This window comes from Anabaena sp. EIM26 (genome assembly GCF_057568715.1).
In genome coordinates, this window is record NZ_CM172472.1 from 3,178,127 (window position 1) to 3,204,345 (window position 26,219).

At 39.3% G+C, this 26,219-nt stretch carries 8 protein-coding genes and 1 pseudogene; 4 read left to right on the forward strand and 5 right to left on the reverse strand.

The window, feature by feature from the left end; genetic code table 11:
• Positions 1–48: 48 nt before the first annotated feature.
• The 3 genes from AC012T_RS13895 to AC012T_RS13905 all read right to left on the reverse strand — a co-directional run bounded on the left by AC012T_RS13895 (position 49) and on the right by AC012T_RS13905 (position 18,482).
• Positions 49–9,909: a non-ribosomal peptide synthetase gene (locus tag AC012T_RS13895; RefSeq protein WP_487059169.1), complete on the reverse strand. Its 9,861-nt coding sequence runs from the start codon at positions 9,907–9,909 to the stop codon at positions 49–51.
• 268 nt (positions 9,910–10,177) lie between these two features.
• A complete protein-coding gene (locus AC012T_RS13900) occupies positions 10,178–17,227 on the reverse strand; it encodes an SdrD B-like domain-containing protein (RefSeq protein ID WP_487059171.1) in 7,050 nt (2,349 codons plus the stop codon).
• Positions 17,228–17,600: 373 nt separating this feature from the next.
• Positions 17,601–18,482: a lysophospholipase gene (locus AC012T_RS13905; RefSeq protein WP_487059173.1), complete on the reverse strand. Its 882-nt coding sequence runs from the start codon at positions 18,480–18,482 to the stop codon at positions 17,601–17,603.
• Positions 18,483–18,590: 108 nt separating this feature from the next.
• On the opposite strand from AC012T_RS13905, the gene AC012T_RS13910 reads away from it, so the two are divergent.
• The 3 genes from AC012T_RS13910 to AC012T_RS13920 all read left to right on the forward strand — a co-directional run bounded on the left by AC012T_RS13910 (position 18,591) and on the right by AC012T_RS13920 (position 21,538).
• Complete coding sequence (locus AC012T_RS13910) at positions 18,591–18,731, forward strand: hypothetical protein (RefSeq protein ID WP_487059174.1); 141 nt, start codon at positions 18,591–18,593, stop codon at positions 18,729–18,731.
• A 141-nt stretch (positions 18,732–18,872) separates the two neighbouring features.
• Positions 18,873–19,853, forward strand: a complete 981-nt coding sequence (locus tag AC012T_RS13915; RefSeq protein ID WP_487059176.1) for a lysophospholipid acyltransferase family protein — start codon at positions 18,873–18,875, stop codon at positions 19,851–19,853.
• Between the two features lie 344 nt (positions 19,854–20,197).
• A complete protein-coding gene (locus tag AC012T_RS13920; RefSeq protein ID WP_487059178.1) occupies positions 20,198–21,538 on the forward strand; it encodes a transposase in 1,341 nt (446 codons plus the stop codon).
• Positions 21,539–21,555: 17 nt separating this feature from the next.
• On the opposite strand, the pseudogene AC012T_RS13925 reads toward AC012T_RS13920, so the two are convergent.
• Positions 21,556–21,909: pseudogene (locus AC012T_RS13925) on the reverse strand (pentapeptide repeat-containing protein); the annotation flags it as partial.
• A gap of 839 nt (positions 21,910–22,748) precedes the next feature.
• A complete protein-coding gene (locus AC012T_RS13930; RefSeq protein ID WP_487059179.1) occupies positions 22,749–24,950 on the reverse strand; it encodes a COR domain-containing protein in 2,202 nt (733 codons plus the stop codon).
• Between the two features lie 137 nt (positions 24,951–25,087).
• Here AC012T_RS13930 and AC012T_RS13935 point away from each other — a divergent pair, with 137 nt between their 5' ends.
• Positions 25,088–26,152, forward strand: coding sequence for a DUF6765 family protein (locus AC012T_RS13935; RefSeq protein ID WP_487059180.1), 1,065 nt, complete (start codon positions 25,088–25,090; stop codon positions 26,150–26,152).
• Positions 26,153–26,219: the final 67 nt, after the last annotated feature.

The following is a 26,219-nucleotide window of genomic DNA, read 5'->3' on the forward strand; positions in this document are numbered from 1 at the left end:
TCTGGCGAGTTTATATTTTGCTATGTTTTTACTCTACCAGTTCACTGCTTAAGTATGTAAACAGCGCCTTAATTTTTCAGCCAAAACCGAAACATGAGGTTCAGCCATGATACTATCGTGATTACCAGGAATATCATGAATTTCTAAGCCACCAGCAGCTAATTCTTCCCACCTTTTGAGATAACGAGCATATTCTTGAGATTGGTCAACCGCTCTAAAAAATATCACTTGACCTGGATAAACCGTGGGACAATAATTTTTGTAAGCTTGTGCGATCGCATCTCTAACTACTAAATGCCGGAATCCATGCGGTAAAGGCAGATTCCTCTGCACATAAAATTGATAGACAATTTCCTTAATTTTATCCTCAATCCGTCGATTAATATTTCCCCAAATCGCCATAATTTGCTGTTGAAGTGTCAAATTAGCAAAATAGTTGCGATTACGCTTGATCATATCCATTAAATACAATATAGATTCAGAAATACGAGAGTTTGTTTTTCTGATAGATACAAAATTCACAACTTGATCACATGGCGGTATCATTTTGGGAGGATAAGCATCAAAAATAGTTAATAATTCAACAGTCTCCCCTTGTGCATAAAGTTGTTGCCCTATCTCATAAGCTATCATTCCTCCAGCACACCACCCACCCAATATATAAGGGCCATGCGGTTGAACAGTTTGTATTTCTTTAATATAATGAGATGCCATATCCTTAATACAAGTATGATAAGGATTTTTACCATCTAAACCCTGTGCTTGTAAGCCATAAACTGGTTGATCTGCATCCAGCTTAGATAACAAATTCAGACTGTATATCAAACCTCCGTAAATAGTATGAATATAAAAAAATGGTCGTTTGGAACCATGAGGTTGAATCGGAACTAACGAAGACCAAGAACTAGAATATCCTTCATCTCGCAGCACATTAGCTAATTGTTTCACTGTCGGAGCTTGAAAAAGAGTAGTCAGCGCAATATTTTTACCAAATATCTTTTCAATTTGTGCAAATAGTTTTACAGCTAGTAATGAATGTCCCCCCACATCGAAAAAGTTATCATTTAACCCAATAGGACGGACACCTAAAACATTCTCCCAAACCTTTGTGAGTTGTAGTTCTAAATTATCAGATGGAGTTACATAATTTTCTGCTACTAACCTTGTCCAATCGGGAGCAGGAAGTGCAAGACGATTAATTTTTCCATTAGGAGTTAAAGGCATCATATCAAGCATGACAAAAGCCGCAGGAACCATATTATCAGGTAACTGCTCTTGCAGGTAATGTTTTATTTCTTTGATAATTGAAGATTGATCATAAATTAATGCATCAATATTTGTGCTAGGAATAATGTAAGCAACTAATCGCTTTTCTCCAGGCATATCTTCTCTAGCAACCACAACAGTTTCCTTCACATAGGAATGTTGATTTAAAACAGCTTCAATTTCCCCTAATTCAATCCGAAAACCACGAATTTTTACTTGAAAATCCTTCCTACCCAAACATTCTATCGTACCATTAACTCTTAATCGACCTAAATCTCCCGTGCGATAAATTCTCTTATTTCCTTGAGGATCATCTAAAAACACAGCTTTTGTTAATTCTGGCTTCTGCCAATAACCCAGTGCAATATGAGAACTTCTAATCGCAATTTCTCCATAAATATCAGTTGGTTTACCCTCATCATCAAGCAAAAGAATTTCGGTATCCTCAAAAGCATAACCGACAGGAACATACTGCTGAGTAATTTGGGTATTTTTATCAATTAAATATTGAAGATTAAAAGAAGATTCTGTAGAACCAAGACCATTCACAAAAATACATTCATCATCAAAGTACTTTTGATACAACTCCACATCACTTTTAACAACCTGTTCTCCTCCCAACACTACTAAACGCACTTGAGAAAGCTGTGTTTTTGCTCTTGATTGTTTTTCAGATAAAATCTGCATAAAACTTCTATAAACAGTGGGAATCGAATGATAAATAGTGATTTTTTCTACCTCTAACCATGTGGATAAATGAGCTAAACCTTCTGCTTTGATATCAAAGGGGTAGAGAGTAGCACCATTCAAAAGAGCAGAGAATATATCTATCACCGCTGCATCAAAACTATAAGATGCAAATAAACTTAATTTATCATTTTGTGAAATATGGAGATTATTTGTATAGTTTCTGATGAAATGTAAAACATTTCGGTGATTTTGGATTACCCCTTTCGGCTTTCCTGTCGAACCAGAAGTATACAGAATATAAGCAAGAGTATCTGGTGATATTGCTTGATTAATTTCTATATCAGAACCACTAATATTAATTTCATCAACATTAATAATGGGTATTTTTTCTTGAATTAATTCTTGAGCATCAACCAAATTTTTGTGATTAGTTAAAACCACTTGAGCAAGAGAATCTTCTAAAATATAGATAATCCTATCTTGAGGATATTTAGGGTCAAGAGGAACATAAGTTTTACCCGCTTTGAGAACTCCCAAAATTGCCGCTATCATTGGTGCATCATGGTCAAATAATAGAGCAATATTAGCCTGTGTATTTAAACTTTCTGCTAGAATAATTTTAGCAATTCTATTGACTTGGTGATTTAATTCTTGATAAGTCCATTGATAATTTTTGGTTTTGATAGCAATATTATCTGGATATCTTTTAACTTGTTCTTCAAAGCGTGCAGGGATAGATTGTTCAATTTCTGGTTTTGTAAATTCAATAAAAGAATTAATGGGATAATGATAATTACGGAGATGAAATAATTCGTAACCTTCCCTTTCAGTTATAAAAGAAAATGTCGAAATAGGTCTTTCTGGATGAGCAGAAATTTCTAACAACAATCGCTGCAAATGTGTTGTCATCCATTGAATTGTATCTGCATTGAAGAGAATTTTATTATAAACAAATTGCAGATGAATCTCATAATTTTTTTCTTCTATATAAAGATTCAAATCAAACTTAGAAGCAGTTTCAATAATCGTTATAGGCTCAATTTTTAAATCATTGAGTTCGAGAGCATCTGTATTCAAATTGATCATGTTAAACCAAACTTGAAATATCGGAGTATGGCTTAAATGTCTTTGAGGTTGAAGTTCCTCGACTAACTTTTCAAAAGGTAAATCTTGGTGAGCATAAGCATCTAAAGTAACTTGCCGCACACGATTTAGTAATTCTCGAAAACTAGGATTGCCACTCAAATCAGTCCGCAAAGCCAAAGTATTGACAAAAAAACCAATTAAATCTTCAATTTCTCTGCGGTTGCGTCCCGCAATAGGAGTTCCCACAATTACATCATTTTGCCCAGTATAGCGACAAAGTAATATCTTGAATGCTGCCAGTAAAGTCATGAACAAAGTTACATTCTCTGTTTGTGAAAATAATTTGATACTTGCAGTTAATTCTGAAGATAAAATCAGAGAATGAGTTGCTCCTTGATAAGTTTGTATTTTCGGACGGGGATAATCTGTAGGCAATTCTAATACAGGTAAATTCCCACCTAATTGTTGTTTCCAGTAAGCAAGTTGAGACTCTAAAATTTCACCTGTAACCCAGTGACGCTGCCACAGAGAAAAGTCAGCATATTGGATAGTAAGTGGTGATAATGGTGAGGTATTCCCTCTAGAAAATGCTTGATAAAGTGCTGCTATCTCCTTTTGAAATACATCATTAGACCAACCATCAAAAATAATATGATGAATGTTAAATAACAACCAATGTTCTGTTTGATTGACGCACAATAATTGGACACGAAATAGAGAATCTTCAGCTAAATTAAAAGGTTGCTGTGCTTCTTGGTTAGCTATTCTTTCAGCTTCTGCTGGTCGTTGTTCATCAGGCAGAAACTGTAAATCAATGATAGGTAAATTTAAATAAATATTGTCACTAATTACCTGAATTGGTTGTCCTTCTATAGAAATAAAATTTGTGTGCAGAATTTCATGACGTTGTAAAATCTCGGACAAGCTTTGCTCTAATGCACTGATATTGAGTGTACCCTGAAGCCGCAACCTATAGGACATATGATAAGCAGTGCTGTTAGGTTCTAATTGGTCTAGAAACCAAAGCCGCTGTTGAGCAAAGGAAAGTGGTAGATTTTCTTGTTGTTTTCTTGGTTTAATCTGTGGTATTGGTAGACTATTATTGTTGCCAATTTGTGAGGATAATTGGGCAATGCTGGGATATTCAAATAGTAAGCGTAGTGGTATTTCTTGGTTAAATGTTTGTCTAATTCTGGATATAACTTGTGTGGCTAGTAATGAGTGTCCTCCTAATTCAAAGAAGTTATCATCAATGCCAATTTTTTCTACTTTGAGTACCTGACTCCAAATATTAGCGATAATTTCTTCTGTGGGTGTGCGAGGTGCAACATAATTACTTCCAGAATCTGCAAAATCGGGAGCAGGAAGAGCGCGATGGTCTATTTTACCATTAGTAGTTAAGAGGAAAAACTCTAACACTACAAAGGCAGAAGGAATCATGTAATCAGGTAACTTCTGTTTGAGGTACTCACGTAGTTGATGAGATATTTCTGATGGAGAGTTTTGGTTTGATTTAGAAATAATATAAGCAACTAATCTTTTATCCCCAGGAATATCTTCTCTAGTAATAACTTTAGCTTCCCTCAAATCTAGATGTTGGTTTAATACTGCTTCTATTTCTCCTAATTCAATCCTGAATCCTCTTATTTTTACTTGGTTGTCAATTCGTCCAAGGTACTCAATATCTCCATTAGGTAAATAACGAGCTAAATCCCCAGTTTTATACAATCTACTCCCTGCTGCTTGATCAAAAGGGTTAGGGATGAATTTCTTTTGTGTTAACTCTTTGGCATTGACATAGCCTCTTGCCAATCCCGCACCCCCAATGTGCAATTCCCCTGGTATATTGATGGGAACTGGGTGCAGATATTCATCTAAGATGTAGGTTTTGACATTAGCTATAGGACGACCAATAACTGGCTTGATCTTAGCTATTTTGATCAAACACACCGTAGTATCTACAGTGCATTCTGTAGGGCCGTAAACATTATAAAAATTAATATTTTGAGTCTGTGCTAAAGTTGTCCACATAGATTCATCAATCGGTTCTCCCCCTACGAGTACATATTGAGGAGCAGCATCACTTTCCAGCAATCCTGCTGCAATCAACAGTCCCAGATGCGATGGAGTGCAGTCCAACACATCTATTTTTTGCTGCTGCAAGTAGGACAACATAGCATTTCCATCAAATCGCACCTTTTCTGGAACTATGTTCAGACTATGACCATATATCAGTTGAATAATTTGTTTAACAGAAGTGTCAAAAGTTAAAGACCCATTCAAACTGACTCGCAATGGAGAATTCTGGTGATCAGAATTGATAGCTTGATGTAGTCCATTAGCAAGATTTACAACGGAGGAATGCTGAATCATTACTCCTTTTGGCTCCCCTGTGGAACCTGAAGTGTAGATTACATAAGCCAAGTTTTCAGGTTGAATTTCACAGACAGGATTTGATTCTATTGCTTGCGAGATCAAAAGCCAGTCAGTATCTAAGCAAATCATCTCTAATTGGTGTTGTGGAAGCCTTGTAATTAGATGTTTTTGGGTCAATAACACAGCTACTTGAGCATTATCAAGTATGCGGGAAATACGCTCTTGAGGATATGTAAAATCAAGTGGCAGATAAGCTCCACCTGCTTTCAAAATCCCTAATATGCCCACAATCATCTCTAGTGAGCGTTCTACAAAAATGCCTACTAAAACCTCTGCTTTCACTCCCAATGTTTGCAGATAATGCGCTAATTGATTAGCACGCTCATTAAGTTCTCGATAAGTAAGTTGTACATTTTCTAACACCACCGCAACGGCATCAGGTGTTCTCTCTACTTGTTCTTCAAACAATTGATGAATACATTTATCTTGAGGATAATTTACCTCAGTTTTATTCCATTCAACTAATAACTGATGTCTTTCTGGTTCTGTGATTAAAGGCAATTCCCAAATACATTGAGTAGGAGCAGCCAATATCCCAGACAATAACATCTGGAAATGATCTATCATTCTTTCAATCGTTGAACTATCAAATAAATCCGTATTATATTCCCACTCACCTATTAATTGTTCATTGTTTTCCTCCATTGACAGAGTGAGGTCAAATTTAGCAGTTTGTCTTGGTGGTTCTAAAGCTGTTAAATTTAAATTTGGTAATTCTAATTCTCCTATTGGTGCATTCTGCAAAACAAACATCACCTGAAATATCGGAGTATGACTTAAATCTCTTTCTGGTTGTAGTACCTCAACTAACTGCTCAAAGGGGACATCTTGATTAGTGTATGCGTCTAAACATACCTGCCTGACTTGACCTAATAATTCTCGAAAAATAGGATTATCACTTACATCAGTCCGTAAAGCCAAAGTATTCACAAAAAAGCCCATCAATCCCTCAATTTCTGTGCGGTTACGTCCTGCAATGGGAGTTCCTACTATCACCTCTTCTTGACCACTGTAGCGACAAAGTAATATTTTAAATGCTGTGACTAGGGTCATGAATAAAGTTACACCCTCTTTTTGTGAAAGGGATTTAATATTGGCTGTTAATTCTGGGGATAAAATGAAGGTTTTTGTGGCTCCTGCGTAGGTTTTTATTCTGGGACGAGGACGGTCTGTTGGTAATTCTAATATGGGTAAAATTCCCCCTAATTGTCTTTCCCAGTAATTTAACTGTGATTCTAATACTTCTCCAGAAAGCCACTGTCTTTGCCACAATGTAAAGTCTGCATACTGAATTGGTAGTTGTGGTAATGCAGAGGTGACACCTTCAGCATAAGCTGTATAAAGTGCTTTTAGTTCTGTAAATAAGATACCAAAAGACCAACCGTCGAAAATAATATGATGAATGTTAAATAACAACCAATGTTCTGTTTGATTGACGCACAATAATTGGACACGAAATAGAGAATCTTCAGCTAAATTAAAAGGTTGCTGTGCTTCTTGGTTAGCTATTCTTTCAGCTTCTGCTGGTCGTTGTTCATCAGGCAGAAACTGTAAATCAATGATAGGTAAATTTAAATAAATATTGTCACTAATTACCTGAATTGGTTGTCCTTCTATAGAAATAAAATTTGTGTGCAGAATTTCATGACGTTGTAAAATCTCGGACAAGCTTTGCTCTAATGCACTGATATTGAGTGTACCCTGAAGCCGCAATCTATAGGACATATGATAAGCAGTGCTGTTAGGTTCTAATTGGTCTAGAAACCAAAGCCGCTGTTGAGCAAAGGAAAGTGGTAGATTTTCTTGTTGTTTTCTTGGTTTAATTTGTGGTATTGGTAGACTATTATTGTTGCCAATTTGTGAGGATAATTGGGCAATGCTGGGATATTCAAATAGTAAGCGTAGTGGTATTTCTTGGTTAAATGTTTGTCTAATTCTGGATATAACTTGTGTGGCTAGTAATGAGTGTCCTCCTAATTCAAAGAAGTTATCATCAATGCCAATTTTTTCTACTTTGAGTACCTGACTCCAAATATTAGCGATAATTTCTTCTGTGGGTGTGCGAGGTGCAACATAATTACTTCCAGAATCTGCAAAATCGGGAGCAGGAAGAGCGCGATGGTCTATTTTACCATTAGTAGTTAAGGGGAAAAACTCTAACACTACAAAGGCAGAAGGAATCATGTAATCAGGTAACTTCTGTTTGAGGTACTCACGTAGTTGATGAGATATTTCTGATGGAGAGTTTTGGTTTGATTTAGAAATAATATAAGCAACTAATCTTTTATCCCCAGGAATATCTTCTCTAGTAATAACTTTAGCTTCCCTCAAATCTGGATGTTGGTTTAATACTGCTTCTATTTCTCCTAATTCAATCCTGAATCCTCTTATTTTTACTTGGTTGTCAATTCGTCCAAGGTACTCAATATCTCCATTAGGTAAATAACGAGCTAAATCCCCAGTTTTATACAATTTTGTTAGCGAATATTCTCTTAAAGAGATATCCTTAAAAGGATGGGAAATGAATTTATCTTCTGTTAATTCTGGTCGGTTTAAATAACCCTGTGCTAACCCTTTTCCACCAATATATAACTCTCCTGCTACACCTATAGGAACGGGATTTTTTTGTTGATCAAGAATATATACCTTGCGGTTCGGTAATGGACGACCAATAGGAATATTTGTGTAAGATTCTATTGGTGTATTTTCTTCGGTAATTGAAAAAGTGATTGCTGTTATGGTTGTTTCAGTTGGTCCATAAGCATTGATTAAACGTATTCTCTTGAGTGGACTATTTTGCCAGATTTTCAAACTTTCTACTGGTAATGCTTCACCACCACAAATAACTAATCTGAGTTGATTAGGAACATTAGTAAAAGCATTTTCTGTTAAAAATAGTAACCATTGAGTGAAATAAGCTGGAGGGATATTAACAACTGTTAAACCATAATCAAGTAATTTTTGATTAAATTCCCCGATAGTTAATAATTTTGTATTAATTAAGATTAAGGTTGCTCCAACTGCTAAAGTTGGTAGAATTTGCTCTAAAGAAACATCGAAACTCAAAGATGCAAATTGTAAAATGCGATCACTAGAGGTGGAAGGTTCACCATCGATCGAATTGAGTTGATAATGTGCAATGATATTCTGAGAGTGATGTGCGATCGCTTGATGGGAAGTTAAAACCCCCTTGGGTGTTCCTGTTGAACCAGATGTATAAATAACATAAGCCCCATTTTCCCCAGTTACACAACTTTGTAGATTATTTGTAGATTCTGTGGCAATCTTCTCCCAATCTGCATCTACAATCACAACTTGCGGCGAATTTTCTGATAACTTAGCAGCTAAATATTTTTGAGTTAAAAGAATGGAAACCTGCGAATCCTCGATCATAAATCTGAGACGTTCTTGAGGATAAACCGGATCTAGCGGTAAATAAACACCCCCAGCTTTGAAAATTCCTAATAACCCAATAATTCTAGCTAAAGATGGTTCTAAACACAATCCTACTAATTTATCGGCATTGACTCCTAATTTTTGCAAATAATTTGCTAATTGATTTGCACGTTGATTAAGTTCTCGATAAGTAAGTTGTTCATTTTCAAACACCACTGCAACGGCATCAGGTGTTTTCTCTACTTGTTCCTCAAACAACAGATGTATGCATTTATCTTGGGGATATTCTACCTCAGTCTGATTCCACTCAATTAATAATTGATGTTTTTCCCTTTCTGTAAGTATAGGAATATCAGCAAGGAATTTTTCAGGAAAATTAATTATATTTGTTAATAGAGTTTCCAGATGTCCTAACATTCTGTTTATGGCATCATCGGCAAACTTATTTTGATCATAATCAATTTTAAGTAATACATCTGACTCTGCATCAACAGACAAAATCAGAGGATATTGAACCTTTTGAAAATATTCTAATTTTTTATAATTTCCAAATATTACCAGAATCTCAAATAATGGTAATTCTGGGGGAATTTCACTATAGTGTCGAATTTGTTCTAGGGGAATATATTCATAGTCTGTCAAAGTAGACCATTGTCCTTGTAGTTCTATCAACCATGATAAAACTGAAGCATCAGATGCAACGGAAACTCGCACAGGTACAATGTTGAAGTCAGGATTTTCGGTGGTTGCACCAAACAGAATATCTGTTTCTCTAGTATAGTGACTCAAAAGTAAAGCTACTGCCGCTTGAATGAGAGTATAAAGGCTTAATTTATTGTTTTGGGAAAAAGTAGTTAAATCCGAAGTTTTACTACCTGATAGGTGGATTTCTTGGGTTGCATGGGATAGGTGTGATGAAGAGGAAGGTGTCAGCGCAGGTAATGTAACAGGGGCTATGAAACCGCGCAAAAAACTACGCCAGAATTTTTCAGGATTTGCATAGGACTCTAGAGAGGTATCTTTTATATTCTTCATAATTAATCTAAATTTTTGACTAAATTAATACTTTGGGCAGATTTTTTTAATTGCCCATAACAGAGATGATTAGCATGGCAATCCCCTGCCAAAAATTTAGTTTAGCAGGGGATTGTCTAGTTCAAGCAGGAAGCATTATCGCCAAGATTTGGTATTCTTAGGACTTACGCAAGATTGGACTCAAAACCTGATTCTTGGGTAGGGGTAATTCATGAATTACCCCTACTTCCATTCTGTTTTGCGTAAGTCCTGATTCTATAGCGATTTATTAGTTTCCTCCGTAGTAAACATTGTCTGCAAGACCTAAACCGTTGTTGTAATTATCCAGTGCAGTATTAATTACACTACCAGCCTCTAAGGGATAGAGAACGTTGGTGTTGGTGTTGTAGGGACTTGGTAAGCTGGAGGCGCTGGAAATACCATAACTCCAGTAAGTATTAGCCGATGGGCTACTGACACTGCTACCAGTCATTTGATAAATTGCACCATCACCTTTCTTATCGCCATTTTCGTCTGGAGTTATGGCTTGCAACCAATTGATGCCTTCGCTGATGTAGTATCTAGCATCTTTATCAGATGTGTTGACGGTATCAATGGGGTTGCCAGCGAGATAATTCAACCAACCAGCAACCAAGGAACGACCAAGATCGTAACGCTTATCTGAGTTGGGGTGTGCTGAGGCATCAACCATCTGGAGTGCTTGAGCGCGGGTGTAGAAGAGAGTATCTTCACCTGCGTCAGTTTTGCCATTCCGGTTGTAGTCACCGATGAGGAGTCCTATATCATACTGTCCTTTAACTGGATCAAGAACTTTTCCAGCTTGTGCGGAGTTGGTATAAGGCGCGAATAGAAGATCGCTGTCGGCGAAATTGGATTGTGTTTTTTGTGATGGTTCATTGCCTTGAATACCATCCCAGAACTTCTGCCAGTCGCAATTTGCCCAGAATCCGGGAGTACGCACACCAGGGGCTGATGGGACAGTTGGTGCAGCAGTTACAGTGTCGGTATCGGTAGCGCTGTTGTTGCTGGTGTTGGTGTCGGTGAAACCATTAGGAGCCGTTACTGTGGCAGTGTTAGTCAGAAAAACGGTTGCTGGTGCGACAGGTTTCTGAATATCTAAATAGCGAATCTTGAAGTTATCGTTTGTATCATCTGTTTTAGCGGCGATAACTAGAGTGTTACCCAGGATCTTATTGGCATTGATATCTGCCCAGCGATCGCTGCCACTACCTAAGTTAACTTCGGTGAACCCAAAGCTATTGAGAACAGAGTCGCTTAAAGTCGTGATGGTATTGTTAAAGTTACCAATCCAGACAGATGTATCACTGTCAGTAACGACGTATTGCAGGTAAGCGCTATCAACAGCAACTGCTTCAGAGAATTGGAATAGGATGTAGTTATCTCTGCCACCGCCGTTATCAACGCGATGATAACTAGTGCTTTCGCTGCTATCGGTAACACCTAAACCACCAGTATAGCTACCCAGATAAGCCTTACTCCAAGCTCCATTTGTGCCATCTACACGGCTAAAGGCACTTGCTGTAACGGTAATGCCGTCCTTCATGAAGGTTCGAGTATTTCCATCTGTGCCATCAGACGAACTATTGCCATTGAAGTCAAAGGTGGTGTCTGTATAAGTGAGGCTAGAGGATACAGCGTTGGCAGCTACTGTACCGTTAACTGTGTAAGTGATGCTACTACCACCTGTCAGGTTTACATAATCGTTGATGCTGCCTGTACCACTGGTTTGGTTGCCCGTAGCGCCTCCACTGGCTACGCTAGTCCAAGTGACGTTTGTCAGTAGAGCGGGGATTACATCGGTAACTAGGGCGTTGGTAGCGGTGATGAAACCAGTGTTGCTGACAACGATGGTGTAGGTTAGCTGCTGTCCGGCAGTGACTGTCGTCAAACCGTCGGTTTTGGTAATCGACAAGTCGCCGATATTTTTGATTAGTCCAGCATCAATGGTGAGGTTATCAGTTGTGCCGACAGCGAATTGAGCCGTTGTGCCGTTGGCATTGACAACATCACTATCAGCCCCATCGTTACCTACATTGGCGGTGGTGAATCCATTGAAGCCAGTGGGTTGGACGAATTGAACGCTGTAGGTGCTATTGGTGTTAGCAGTGAATTGATAGAAACCATTGGTATCGGTGGTGGTTGTCCCGACTTGAGTACCTGCTTGGTTAAAGAGATTAACAGCTACACCTGCAACGCCAGCTTCACCTATCTCTTGGATACCATTAGCATTAGTATCGTACCAAACGCGATCGCCTATCTTCACAGTAGAAGCAGCGACAATCGTGTCAGTATCGGTAGCACTGTTGTTGTTGGAGTTGGTGTCTGTGAAACCATTCGGAGCGTTGATAGTGGCAGTGTTAACAAGAGAGGCAGTGGTTGGAGTCGTTGCTTTGAGAATATTCAGAGACTTGAGCTTAAACTCATCGTTCGTGTCGCCAACTTTAGCAGCGATGATCACAGCGTTACCTACAAAGTTACTTGCATTGATATCCGCAGTGCGATCGCTACTACCACCTAAGTTGATTTCAGTAAAACCGAAGCTACTCAGAACCGAACTATTTAAAGTCAGGTGATTGGTATAAGGATTGTTGAAGTTGCCAATCCATACAGAGATATCACTATCTCCAACCACATAAGATAATGCCGCCTTGTCAATCACCACTGACTCAGAAAATTCCAGCAGAACGTAGTTGTTGCGACCATCATTATCAATGTGGTGAGTGCCATTACTACCATTTTCACTGCCATCTGTTATCCCTAAACCGTAGCTACCGTAAAGACCTAGATAGGCTGTATTCCAAGTTCCTGTACTGGTGCTACTAAAAGCACTGGCATTGACAGAAATACCATTAGCAGAGAAATTACGGATGTTGCCAGCCGTACCATTGAGCGCACTGCTAAAGTTACTGGTCAAGTTGATGGTGGTAGGCGTGTTGTAGACCGGAGTCAAAGCATTAGTAGCTACCGTACCTGTCACTGTATAAGTAATGCTACTACCTGCTGTCAGGGTAACAAAATCGTTAATGTTGCCTGTACCAGTGGTTTGATTGTCAGTCGCTCCCCCAGTTGCCACGCTTGTCCAAGTAACATTGGTCAGATTGGCGGGTATGATATCGCTCACCAGGGCATTGGTAGCAGTTATCAGACCATTGTTTTGAGCCACAATGGTGTAAGTTATCTGCTGTCCGGGGCTTACTGTCGTCAAACCGTTAGTTTTGGTAATCGACAAGTCACCGGCATTTTGATAAATCCCTGCATCTAAAGTGGTGTTATTTTCACCAGAAGCAAGAGTGACAATCTGGGTTTTGCCAGTGCTGGTATTAGCATCGGAATCTAACGCATCATCAGTACCTGCATTAGCTTGAGTAAACTGATATCCCGCAGGCAAATTAGAGAATCCAACTTGATATTCTTGACCAGGTGTTAGTCCAGAGAAGTTGTAATTGCCACTAGCATTAGTAGTTGTGGTGATAGTAATGTTGTCCGCAGTGGTACTAATCAGTCCATCTGCTCCCCCACCAGTCAGAGTAACAGTTACACCTGCTACTCCTGCTTCAGATGCCTCTTGAATGCCGTTGTTGTTGACATCGTTGAATACAAAATTTCCTAATGAAGCTGTCTTGTAGAAGCCTGCATCAACTGTGGTGTCATTTTCTCCAGGAGACAGGTTCACAACTCCAGTGGTTAAGTTACCAGCCGCATCACTATCAACGCTATCATCACCACCAACATTGCTAGGACTTACACCGTTAAAACCAGTGGGTTGGACAAACTGGACTTTGTAATCCCCTGGTTGCAGGTTTGTGAAGGAATACAAACCATCACCGTCTGTAGTGGTGGTAGCAATGACATTACCTGCTGCATCCAACAGCTTGACACTAGCGTTAGCAATGCCTTGTTCCCCTGCATCTTGAATGCCATCTGCATCTAGATCATGAAAAACTTTGTCTCCCAAGCTGGCTAGTTGTACCAAACCTGCGTCTAATGTGCCGTTGAATTCTCCACTTGTCAGGGTGACTGTTTGAGTCAAGCCTGTGCTGGGGTTGGCATCACTATCAACAGCATCATTTCCACCTTGGTTGGCTGCGGTGAAACTGTAGCCTGTTAGAGGTATAAATTTGACTTGATAGTCTCCAGGGGTTAAGCCTGTGAAGGTGTAAGCACCATTATCATCTGTGGTGGTTGTAGCGATGACACTGCCATCCACAGGGTTGATTAACTCGACTGTGACTCCACCAACTCCTGCTTCATCTGTATCTTGGATGCCGTTGTTGTTACCATCGTTGAATACGAAGTCTCCTAATGAAGCTGTTTTGTAGAAGCCTGAATCAACTGTGGTGTCATTTTCTCCAGGAGACAGGTTGACGACATCGGAGATGAGTCCATCGCTATCAATGCTATCATCACCACCAACATTAGCGAGACTTACGCCGTTAAAGCCATCAGGTTGAACAAACTGGACTTTGTAATCCCCTGGTTGCAGGTTTGTGAAGGAATACAAGCCATCACCGTCTGTAGTAGTGGTAGCAATGATATTACCTGCTGTATCTAACAGGTTGACACTAGCGTTAGCAATGCCTTGTTCCCCTGCATCTTGAATGCCATCTGCATCTAGATCATGGAAAACTTTGTCTCCCAAGCTGGCTAGTTGGACTAAACCTGCATCTAATGTGCCGTTGTATTCTCCACTGCTCAGGGTGACTGTTTGAGTCAAGCCTGTGCTGGTGTTGGCATCAGAATCTACAGTATCGTCTCCACCTTGGTAAGCTGTGCTGAAGACATAACCTGTTGGTGATGTGAATTGAACTTGGTAGTCTCCGGGGGTTAAGCCTGTGAAGGTGTAAGCACCATTATCATCGGTGATGACGCTGGCAATGACACTGCCATCTGCGGGGTTAATTAACTCGACTGTGACTCCACCAACTCCTGCTTCACCTGCATCTTGGATGCCGTTATTGTTACCATCGTTGAATACGAAGTCTCCCAGTGAAGCTGTTTTGTAGAAGCCTGCATCAACTGTGGTGTCGTTTTCTCCAGGAGACAGGTTGACGACATCGGAGATGAGTCCATCGCTATCAACGCTATCATCACCACCAACGTTGCTAGGACTTACACCGTTAAAACCAGTGGGTTGGACAAACTGGACTTTGTAGTCTCCTGGTTGCAGGTTTGTAAATGAGTAGAGTCCGTCACCGTCTGTAGTAGTGGTAGCAATGACATTACCTGCTGTATCCAACAGGTTGACACTAGCCTCAGCAATGCCTTGTTCCCATGCATCTTGAATGCCGTTGGCGTTGCTATCTTCAAAGACAAAATCACCCAAGCTGGCTAGTTGAACTAAACCTGCGTCTAAGGTGCCATTGAATTCTCCACTTGTCAGGGTGACTGTTTGAGTCAAGCCTGTACTGGTGTTGGCATCAGAATCTACAGTATCGTCTCCACCTTGGTTCGCTGTGCTGAAGACATAACCTGTTGGTGATGTGAATTGAACTTGGTAGTTTCCAGGGGTTAAGCCTGTGAAGGTGTAAGCACCATTATCATCTGTGGTGGTTGTAGCGATGACACTGCCATCCACAGGGTTGATTAACTCGACTGTGACTCCACCAACTCCTGCTTCATCTGTATCTTGAATGCCGTTGTTGTTACCATCGTTAAATACGAAGTCTCCCAGTGAAGCTGTTTTGTAGAAGCCTGAATCAACTGTGGTGTCATTTTCTCCAGGAGACAGGTTGACGACATCGGAGATGAGTCCATCGCTATCAATGCTATCATCACCACCAACATTAGCGAGACTTACGCCGTTAAAGCCATCAGGTTGAACAAACTGGACTTTGTAATCCCCTGGTTGCAGGTTTGTGAAGGAATACAAACCATCACCGTCTGTAGTAGTGGTAGCAATGATATTACCTGCTGCATCCAACAGCTTGACACTAGCGTTAGCAATGCCTTGTTCCCCTGCATCTTGAATGCCATCTGCATCTAGATCATGAAAAACTTTGTCTCCCAAGCTGGCTAGTTGGACTAAACCTGCGTCTAATGTGCCATTGAATTCTCCACTTGTCAGGGTGACTGTTTGAGTCAAGCCTGTGCTGGTGTTGGCATCGCTATCTTTGGTGTCATCTCCCACATTCGCTGTGCTGAAGACATAACCTGTTGGTGATGTGAATTTAACTTGGTAGTTTCCAGGGGTTAAGCCTGTGAAGGTATAAGCACCAGTCTCATCGGTTGTGGTTGTAGCAATGACATTACCATTTGCGGGGTTGATTAACTCGACTGTGACTCCACCAACTCCTGCTTCACCTGTATCTTGGATGCCATTGTTGTTGCCATCGTTGAATACAAAGTCTCCCAGTGAGGCATACTTATAGAAACCAGCATCAATGGTTTGGTTGAATTCTCCAGGGTTTAAAATGACCACATTGGACACTAAACCGTCGGAATCTGTCGTCTGATTGCCTCCCTGTTGCCTCGGACTTACCGCATCAAAGCCAGTTGGAGTAGCGAATTGTACCTGATAGCTTAAACCTGGGGTCAACCCTCTGAATTCATATAAACCACCTGCACCAGTAGTGGTGGTTGCTAAAATTTCATTACTTTCGATGATTCCATTGCTATTGCTGTCCCGTGCCAAATTGACGGTGACTCCTGCAATTCCTGATTCCCCAGAATCTTGGATGCCATTGGCGTTGAGGTCGTTCCATACCAAGTCGCCCAGTTTTGCTGCTCTGACTTGACCCATCAGTGGTTGTTTAGGTGTCACCGAGCCATTACTATTAACTACAAACGGGTCAAAAATGACTCCAATAAATTGATTGGTGTCGGGAACAAAGTTTTCACCGTTTGCCTTAGCCAGATTGACGATAGATGTAACATCACTGGCAACTACAGACCCGTTTTTTGTTAAATCCGAACCGCTGGCATTATAGGTGTCCCCCAGTAAGGTCCAAATGGCTGCCTGAATTTCACCATAGTTATATTGAGGATTAGTCGTAAAGTTTTGGTTAATAATCCAGTTCACCAAATCTAAATTATACAGGTTGCCTATCCTCGCAGGCGTTCCTAATGTTGCCAATGGAGCTAGTTCATAGCTGGAATAGACATTAGCTGTATAGGTGGCATTAGCGTCAATGGGAGTAGCACTGTCAAGACACCAAGCATCAATAACACCCAGTTGGTTGAAATAAGTATAAGTATTATCAGTGCCAACACCAGTAATTGATACTATATCCTTATAGCTAGGTGTATTCTGTGGGCCGCCAGCAGGGGTAACTGTGATTTTTACTTGAGGTTGCGACATAATTTTTTACACACTGTAAACTAATCAATCTGACTGCTAATCAAATTCAAATAAGGATTCACCTCTGCTCCAAGATAGAGCTATTTCTTTTTGAATAGTTCAGATTTTCTACTTAAATTTAGAGTAAATTATATAACTGTAGCAATCTTTAAAGCTTCGATAAAGTTACACTTAGAGCCGTAAAGTTACGGTAAAATTATGACCATTGGCACAACCTAGGGCATTGAAGCTAACTCTAGCTCTCTTAAACTAAACTTCCCTTTGTGGGTAGGAAGTTTAGTTTTCTGAACTCGTTGATAAAAATGATTTTTCCGGGAACGACGCTACTTTTTTTTCGGAGAGTTTTAAACAATTGAACACTAATTATTACCAATCAATCATTACTCATTGCCGGCTCTAATCGCTCTATTTCAGCAGGTAAATGCTGTTCCATCCAATTACTTAAATCAGTTAAGACTTGACGATAATTAATGTCACAATGTAAATCATGATAGGCTTCTGGATACTCTATGCGTAGTTTATCTGGGTAAGTGACTCGCTGGTAGAAAAGTTCACTGCCTTTAGGTAAAGCAACTCTGTCAGCACCACCATGTAAAATTAATAGAGGTACTTGCCATTCGGTAGCATGGGCATGAATCCAGGCAATTGTAGCGAAGAATTCTGTGGAAAAACGGGCTGTGGCGCGGGTATGCCGCAAATTATCTTGATTGTAGTTAGTGATAACTTTCTCATTTCGTGAACCAGCAGTTGTGTCTAGTCCTGTATTTAAGGAAAAACGCGGCCACACCTGGGAGAGCATTTTTCCTAACAGGATGCGAATAGGTGATACTCCCACTTCTCCAATGCTTGGTGCAAAGGCAATCACACCTTGCAATGCAGATGTATCTGGATAGTGCAGAGTGTAGTCTAAAACTATCATTCCGCCCATGCTATGACCAAATAGGAAAATTGGGCATCCTGGTTGCTGCTGCTGAATCATTTGTAAGAAGGCTTGCAGGTCATCACGAAACTCAGCCCAAGTATTTATGTAACCTCTTTGGCCTGGTGAGCGCCCATGTCCACGTAAATCTAAGCCATAGATGGCATATTGCTGGGGTAGCAAATGCTCAATTACATTTTTGTAAAGTCCGCTGTGTCCTCCGAGTCCATGTACCAGTACTAATATTGCCCGTACCTTATTCCCTGGATTCCAGCTTTGGTAATACAGGTCAAGTCCCCCAACACCTTTAAATGTGCCTACGCTGTGGTAAATCATAGGGTTATTTTTTTACGTTCTTTCCCAGCAAGCTATTAGCCTATCAACGTACATTGTAGGGAAAATATCTTCTAACTGTGGGAGTAATTACAGAAATTTTGGGTTTTTGTGACGGATTTGCTTAAATATTGTTATGTCTTGGATATGACAACAGGTAAGAATTCAGGAGTCAGGAGTCAGGAGTCAGGAGTCAGGAGTCAGGAGTCAGGGGTCAGGGGTCAGGGGTCAGAATGTTTGATAAATCGGTAGATGGGCGAATAGCGATCTTTTATGTAAACGTTAAAAAGCTGACTGGTGATAGCTGAATGCTTACGACAAAAGAGAAATATAATATGTAGACTTCTGACAGGGGAGTGTTTTAGAGTAAACGATCAAGTATATGATTTGTTCATGAATAGTTCTTCGAGCGAATCTTCTCCTGAAGTCCAAGTTGATGGGGAATTGAGATCAAATCATCAACCAGAATCAGAAACTTTACCGCCTTTGACTGATGCAACTATCAAGCGGGTAAGGGAAGGTGTGGCTGCGGCGTGCGATCGCTCTATTCGTCATACTATAGAAACTACTCTCAATCAGTTATCTGCTATTAGTCAGGAATATAGGGAACCACGAGTTAATGCTCATATCAGACGTTGGGTGGTGCGATCGCTCATTCATGCTCTTTTTTCTATCAGAGTCGAAAACATTGAAAATATTCCGCCCACACCAGCTATCTTAGCGGCTAACCATCTTCACCACATCGACCCTTTAGTATTACTTGCAGAAATTCCCACCCAACCCCATTATTACATTCTCGGCGATGCCCGCACTCTCTACAACAAATGGTGGAAACGCTTTATTTTGGGTTTTGCAGGTGGTGTAATTCCTTTAGAGCGAATTTGGGGTGAAGAACTCGCTGTCATGGCTGCGGCGAAAGCTGGACAGGAGGAGGTGAAGGAATTAGCTACAGCCATTCAAGAAAATGTCAACCCCGGTGGAGATATCCAGACGTTACGCCGCATAGATCGGATTGTTGCGGCAATTTTTAATCGTGGAGATGGGTTGATTCTTTTTCCTGAAGGAAGACTGGGAACTGCTGAGGGTCATTTGCATCCTTTCAAACGCGGGACTGTAATTTATGCTTTGCGGGCTGGATTACCAATTATACCGATTGCATTAATTGGCACTCATGATTTGTTTTTGAGAAAAGAGTTAACAATTCGGGTGGGTGAACCTTTATATTTTCCCCCAACTACAAGGCCGAAGCGTCAGGAAATAGATACTGCTTTGGAAGCTTTGGAAAAGGCGATTCAGGCTTTGTTACCTACAAATTATCAAGAACCAACGGGGATAAAGTTGTTCCGGCATTTTCTAAATCGGATGTTGTGGTAAGAAGATTTTTTCTCACGCAGAGACGCAGAGACGCAGAGGCACAGAGAGAATTTATTCTGCTTCTAAAAATCCTTTGATGGTTCCTCGTTCCCAGTCTCTGACTGGGAATGCTCTCCCGGAGGTTCTACCTCCCATCCTAACAGCATTTTACCCTAAACCCAGAAAAGTAGAAATTATTGGTAAAAGCTTACTACATTCCTCAACCAATTTTGTCGCAGTTGGTAAGCTGCTAAGAACTCCTTTTAACATAGCAATACTGTAGCCAAAAAAGGAGTATAAAAAGAGGGCTGATGTAGTAGAGTTATAGTCTTCCACAACGACAACTCGAAAGCCACATACAGCCCATGTTTGACATACTAGCACTGTTGCAATGCCTACTACCAGAAATAAAAGTGACGACGATGCGGCAGTTAAGCCAGATCATCACGGCCATGTTAGCCATGAGCGGGCGAGTCACAATGTTGGGAATATCGCGTTGGACGCTTAGTGGTGGTAGTTATCGGACGGTAATCAGATTTTTTCGTACAGTCATACCGTGGACAACGGTGTTCTGGGTGTTTTTTCGGCGGCATTTGTTCTGCCCAAATGATGTTTATTTGTTGGCAGGAGACGAAGTAGTAATAAGCAAAGCCGGGAAAAAAACCTATGGATTAGATAGGTTCTTTTCCAGTCTAATAAGTAAACCAATATTGGGACTATCTTTCTTTACATTATCATTAGTAAGTGTTCAACAAAGACACTCATTTCCGATTCAGATAGAACAGGTAATAAAAAGCGATGTAGAAAAAAGTAGTGTCTCGCCAAGTCCAGAAGTAAAACCTCAAGAAAAACGTGGACGGGGACGACCAAAAGGAAGTAAAAACAAAAATAAAAAGGAGGTGACTTTTACACCTGAATTGCTAAGAATTAAGAAGATGATTAATGAGCTATTTAAGTTAATAGCTAACTTTATTCCCCTCACTTACTTGGTCGTAGATGGTCACTTTGGGAACAATAATGCTTTGCAGATGGCTAGGCAGGTAAAGTTACACATAATTTCCAAGTTACGTCACGATTCGGCATTATATATACCTTACCACAATCCTGACCCTAATCATCGTTCCCGTCGTAAATACGGAGAGAAGTTGGACTGGCGTAATATTCCTGGGGCATATTTGCGTCAAAGTAGTCTTGAAGAAGATATTAAAACTGATACTTATCAAGCTACTCTACTGCACAAAGAATTTGGCCAACCACTGAATGTAGTTATTTTGGTGAAAACCAATCTCAAAACTAATGCTCGCAGTCACGTAATTCTGTTTTCTAGTGACTTAACTTTATCATCTGAAAAAATAATTGACTACTATAAGTTGCGCTTCCAAATCGAATTTAATTTCCGAGATGCCAAACAGTTTTGGGGATTGGAAGATTTTATGAACAGAGGTCAAACTGCTGTGACTAATGCTGTTAATCTTTCTTTTTTTATGGTCAATTTGTCTCATTATCTTCTAGCTCAGTTTCGTGAAGATAATCCCGGTGCTGGCATTGTTGATCTTCAGGCTTATTGTCGGGGTTTTCGATATGTTCGGGAAATATTAAAAATGCTTCCGCAACAGCCTGAGCCTATTTTATTATCCCAGATTTTTGCCAAGCTTACCTCTCTTGGTCGTATTCACAATGCTTCTACAGCCGTTGAACCCTCGTAATTTGGCTACAGTATTGACATAGTAATTGCAGTATCGGCTAAATCTTGTTTTTCTTGAGGATTTTGTGCAGCTTCTGCTAAAGCTTTGACTTGTTTGAGTGCCTTTTCTTTATCTTTTGCTGTTAATTCAGTATCAGCTTCAATTGCTGTTTGCAGTTGTGTCAAAATTTCCTTAATTCCCGGTTTCTCTGGTTCGGGTGCGGATGGTAATTCATTAATAGTATTTGTTACCGTACCACTGATTTCACCTAAATTCAAAGCTTGTCCACTGGCATTAAAATCTCTACCAACACTACCAATTTCAATTTTACGGCTGGAATCATTACTGTTATTCATATTTTTATTCTGTACTTTGTTGTCAACTTGAACATTACTCTTTTGATCTAAGTGAATATTAATTACATTAAATGGTTCTTTTTTTTTGTTGTCAAGTTCACTTGGAAATAAATTTTTTCGTTTTTCTTCCTGTGTTGATGAATTTTCATGATCACTCATCAGATTTGAAAGATATTCTTCTAGATCAGGAGCAATTTTATGCAATAAATTATAATAAGACATTTTCTCGTCATTGAGATATGATTTTACATCTTCATTAGTTAACTTGCTAAAAAATTCTTCTTTTTCAATCTTGTATATTCGACAATTTCTTTTCCTTTCAATTTGTTCACAAATTTCAATAGCTTGTAAATACATTAGTTCAAATATATTATCATCAGACAATAGTGCTTTAATTCGTTTTTTAAGCTTTTGAAGAAATAACTTGCCATCTTCATTTTCATAATCTATAATAAAATCCCATTTTATATATGAAGGTATTTTACTGTAAGATTTGTGAATATTTTTGTAATCTATCAATATTACATAGCTTTTATAAGCATGGGCTAAACCTAATTTATAGTAGTTTTCAGGTTTTAATTCCTCTAAATATCCTAGTATAAAAATACAAGGCTTTTGTAATTTATCATTAATGTTGTTTAGTTCATCTTTAGTTAATTCTTTGTAACTATAGTTATGACAGCTTATTTTAAAATTTTCATAAATGTAAGTTGTTATATTATTACTAAACTCTTCCTCTGTTTTAGGAAAAATAACATAACATCCTGTACAGTTATTGCTTTGCTTTGAATTAAATTTAATCAAGTTCATCAATTTATTAAACATATATTGTATTATATAAGCTAATGATTTAGTTATAATTATGATTAATCTCACTATAATAAATCTGCTAATCGTTGCCAAATATTTTTATTTTGGTCAGATTTTATTACGACTTCGTTTCGCTGGTTTTCAATATATTCTTCTAATACATCTACTATGATATTATTGATATTATTTTCTTCTTTATCTATAACATTAGAATTATCAATTAAACTACGAACATCAACCATTTCAAAACTATTTTCGCACTCAATCTGATAGCGATCAGCATTCAAACGCTTACGTAATGATTCTAGAGGATAAACATGAGGTGTTTGACTTCCTTTACATTCTTTGCAGTTACAAGGAACAAGAGTATCATATTTCAAACGCTCAAAAGAACGGTGTATTTTGTCGAGTTCATATGTGATAACGTTCAGCAAGTCTTTCTTGCGATTTCCGGCTACACGGATTTTAATTTCTCTTTGATTATAGTTTTCAATCACTTCAGCACGAGTTTGGTCTTTATTGAGAATAACGCCGCTTCTCCAAACTTGTTTTTGTTGTTCAATCCAAGGGTGTGTTTCGACAATGAAGCGAGTGATAATACCTTTGGGCATGAATTCGTATTTGTAGCGTAAAATTAAATTATTGGATTTATCCCATGTGTATTCAGGTTGGTTGATGTCGAGTAGTTGGGGTGCAATATATTTACCATCACAATTAGGAATTGGGTAACAAAGTTTAAACCGCATCATCAATTGCAGCAGTTCATCTCTCATGTCGGTATATTCGATATCTTTCCAAATTTCTGCCAGATTATGTTGGGTAAAACATCCTAAATTCTTAATAACGTTTTTATTGTCCAGCACTTTGTAAACTGCTGTAGTTCCCCATTCTGGTTTAAGGATTACATAATGTTTTAGTGTAGGATCATCTTGGAAATGTAAGCAAACACCAAGGTCGTGCAAATAGCGACTTAGCAGCTTCATATCTTCACGTTTAGTTAACCCATTGAGTTTGCAAAGGTTGTAGTATTCTTCAAGACTAATATAGTTGCGTGAGTCGTTTTCTAATTCAGAACGGATTTTCACCCAGATTTTTGGTAGAAGTGTACCAACATGGGGAAGTGTCTTGATGTATTGCTGAATAGCATCTTTAATTTCTGTTAAACCGCGATTAGTGGCTAAGTTAGTTGGTAAAACTTGTTTGAGATTTAGAAATTCTCCTCGCAATTGGCGTTCATTGATTTCGCATTGACGGTCTTGCTTTTCATTTTTAATAATGATAACTGGGCTATTGTCACATAGCATTTCAACGACTTTCAGCCAATAATAAAAATCGGTATTGTTTTTACGGGAATCTGCGACCAAGGCATATAGAGAACGTTTAGTCAGAAAAAATTGGTGAGTTTGGTGATAGATTTCTTGTCCACCAAAATCCCAGATATTAACACGAAATTCTTGACCATTATCTAGTTTGAATTTCCACTGAATGACATCAATGCCTTCAGTTGATTTTTCATCTGATTGGAGTTCGTAGTTTTCATCTTCAATTTTTTTTGCCAAAGAGGTTTTACCCGCACCTCCTTCACCGATAATCAAGAGTTTTGCTTCATATAAATTTTCTACTGTTTGTTCTAGCTGTTGCCTATAAAAATTAAGAATTACTTGTGCTTTTTTGTTTCTTATTTCTGGTGGAAGTATTCTTAATTGGCTGCCTTCAAGTTCAAGCTGATTCAAGTTTGTAAGTTGTCCTATTTCCCCTGGCAGACTGCTGAGTTGATTGCCACTGAGGTCGAGGGATTGGAGGTTGGTGAGTTGTCCTATTTCCCCTGGCAGACTGCTGAGTTGATTGCTTCTGAGGTCGAGGGATTGGAGGTTGGTAAGTTGTCCTATTTCCCCTGGCAGACTGCTGAGTTGATTGCTTCTGAGGTCGAGGGATTGGAGGTTGGTAAGTTGTCCTATTTCCCCTGGCAGACTGCTGAGTTGATTGCCACTGAGGTCGAGGGATTGGAGGTTGGTGAGTTGTCCTATTTCCCCTGGCAGACTGCTGAGTTGATTGCTTCTGAGGTCGAGGGATTGGAGGTTGGTGAGTTGTCCTATTTCCCCTGGCAGACTGCTGAGTTGATTGCTTCTGAGGTCGAGGGATTGGAGGTTGGTGAGTTGTCCTATTTCCCCTGGCAGACTGCTGAGTTGATTGCTTTTGAGGTCAAGTTCTGTTACACCATCTCTTGCTGCTTGTTCGATCGCTTGTAGTAGTTCTTCCTCAGTCATGAACAATTACTGAACTGTGATTACTAGAGTTTAGCAAACAGATGTCGCAGTTTGAGAACCGCTATCAGGTAAAAAATTACGCAACAGCGCCCAAATTGTTATAGTCTATACGTAAATTCCCTCACAACTGACTCAAGATGCAAATAGACTTTCATCATGGTGTCACCTACGTAGTAGCGCGACTAGCGGGTTTTGACCATGAAGATGCTGGTATTGTCGCTTACTGCGCTCAATATGTAGATGATGCTATCAATAGCGGTTTAATCCGATTCGATAATGGTGCGATGTTTACTCGCATCAGTTCTGCACACAAAATGCTAGATTATCGCAATTTTAAGGCGTTAGCAATTCATCATGTTTGGATTCCTTTTCATTTTTTACCTGGAAATGGCGGCAAACCAGCAGGTGAAGATCCTGAAGGGAAGTTTATTGAAAAGTTGATTTGTCGTCCTAATAGTGATGTCGCGCAGCAAATGGTGCGGGAATGTATTCAACGCCGTGAAAGTGCTTATGGTTTACATCGTCTGGGTATTACTATGCACGTTTATGTTGATACCTGGGCGCATCAAGGTTTTGCTGGTGTTAATCATCGAGTCAATGAAGCGAAAAAATTACTTGATGAAAATGATCAACCTGATCGGAATTTGATGGATAGATTGAAGAATTATTTTGTCAGTGAGGCTTTACCTTTGGGACATGGTGCGGTTTTGAGTCATCCTGATAAGCCGTTTTTACGTTGGGGTTATATCAACGGTAGGGGTGAGAAAATTAGACGTAACAATCCTGAAGATTTTCTGGAAGCTGCTGATCATATGTGTAAGGCTATGCAGCGTTATTTAAAAGGTGATCCTGATGCTGTTGTTCCAGGATTACCAGAAGCTGATAAAAGTTTAATTGCTTTTATGTTTGAGAATATTCAGGATATTAAGGGTCATGTACGTCATCAAAAATGGCTAGATGCGATCGCACAAGGTAAATTTAGTTTTGGTGCAGCAATTATTGACTATATCCCCAAAGGTCAAAGTTCCTGGAAATACCTCGCTTTGGGAACTGAAAGCCCTGTTGATAAAGATAATGAAATTTTTCCCTATCATCCTAGTTTTCTTGTCAGCAATTGGAAATTATTTCATGATGCTTTACAAGCACATCAATTTTATGTTATTCACGATTTGCTACCCCAATATGGAATTTGTGTTGCTTGAGAAGAAGGTGACAGGGAATATGCTAAAAACGATTGGAAATTTTACTTTTAAACGCAGAGGTTCGCTG

What these genes read in the sequence shown, in the direction of transcription:
- AC012T_RS13920 (WP_487059178.1), top strand. Translation starts at nt 20,198, where the DNA reads ATGTTTGACATACTAGCACTGTTGCAATGCCTACTACCAGAAATAAAA.
- AC012T_RS13895 (WP_487059169.1), bottom strand. Translation starts at nt 9,909, where the DNA reads ATGAAGAATATAAAAGATACCTCTCTAGAGTCCTATGCAAATCCTGAA.
- AC012T_RS13935 (WP_487059180.1), top strand. Translation starts at nt 25,088, where the DNA reads ATGCAAATAGACTTTCATCATGGTGTCACCTACGTAGTAGCGCGACTA.
- AC012T_RS13915 (WP_487059176.1), top strand. Translation starts at nt 18,873, where the DNA reads ATGAATAGTTCTTCGAGCGAATCTTCTCCTGAAGTCCAAGTTGATGGG.
- AC012T_RS13905 (WP_487059173.1), bottom strand. Translation starts at nt 18,482, where the DNA reads ATGATTTACCACAGCGTAGGCACATTTAAAGGTGTTGGGGGACTTGAC.
- AC012T_RS13930 (WP_487059179.1), bottom strand. Translation starts at nt 24,950, where the DNA reads ATGACTGAGGAAGAACTACTACAAGCGATCGAACAAGCAGCAAGAGAT.
- AC012T_RS13900 (WP_487059171.1), bottom strand. Translation starts at nt 17,227, where the DNA reads ATGTCGCAACCTCAAGTAAAAATCACAGTTACCCCTGCTGGCGGCCCA.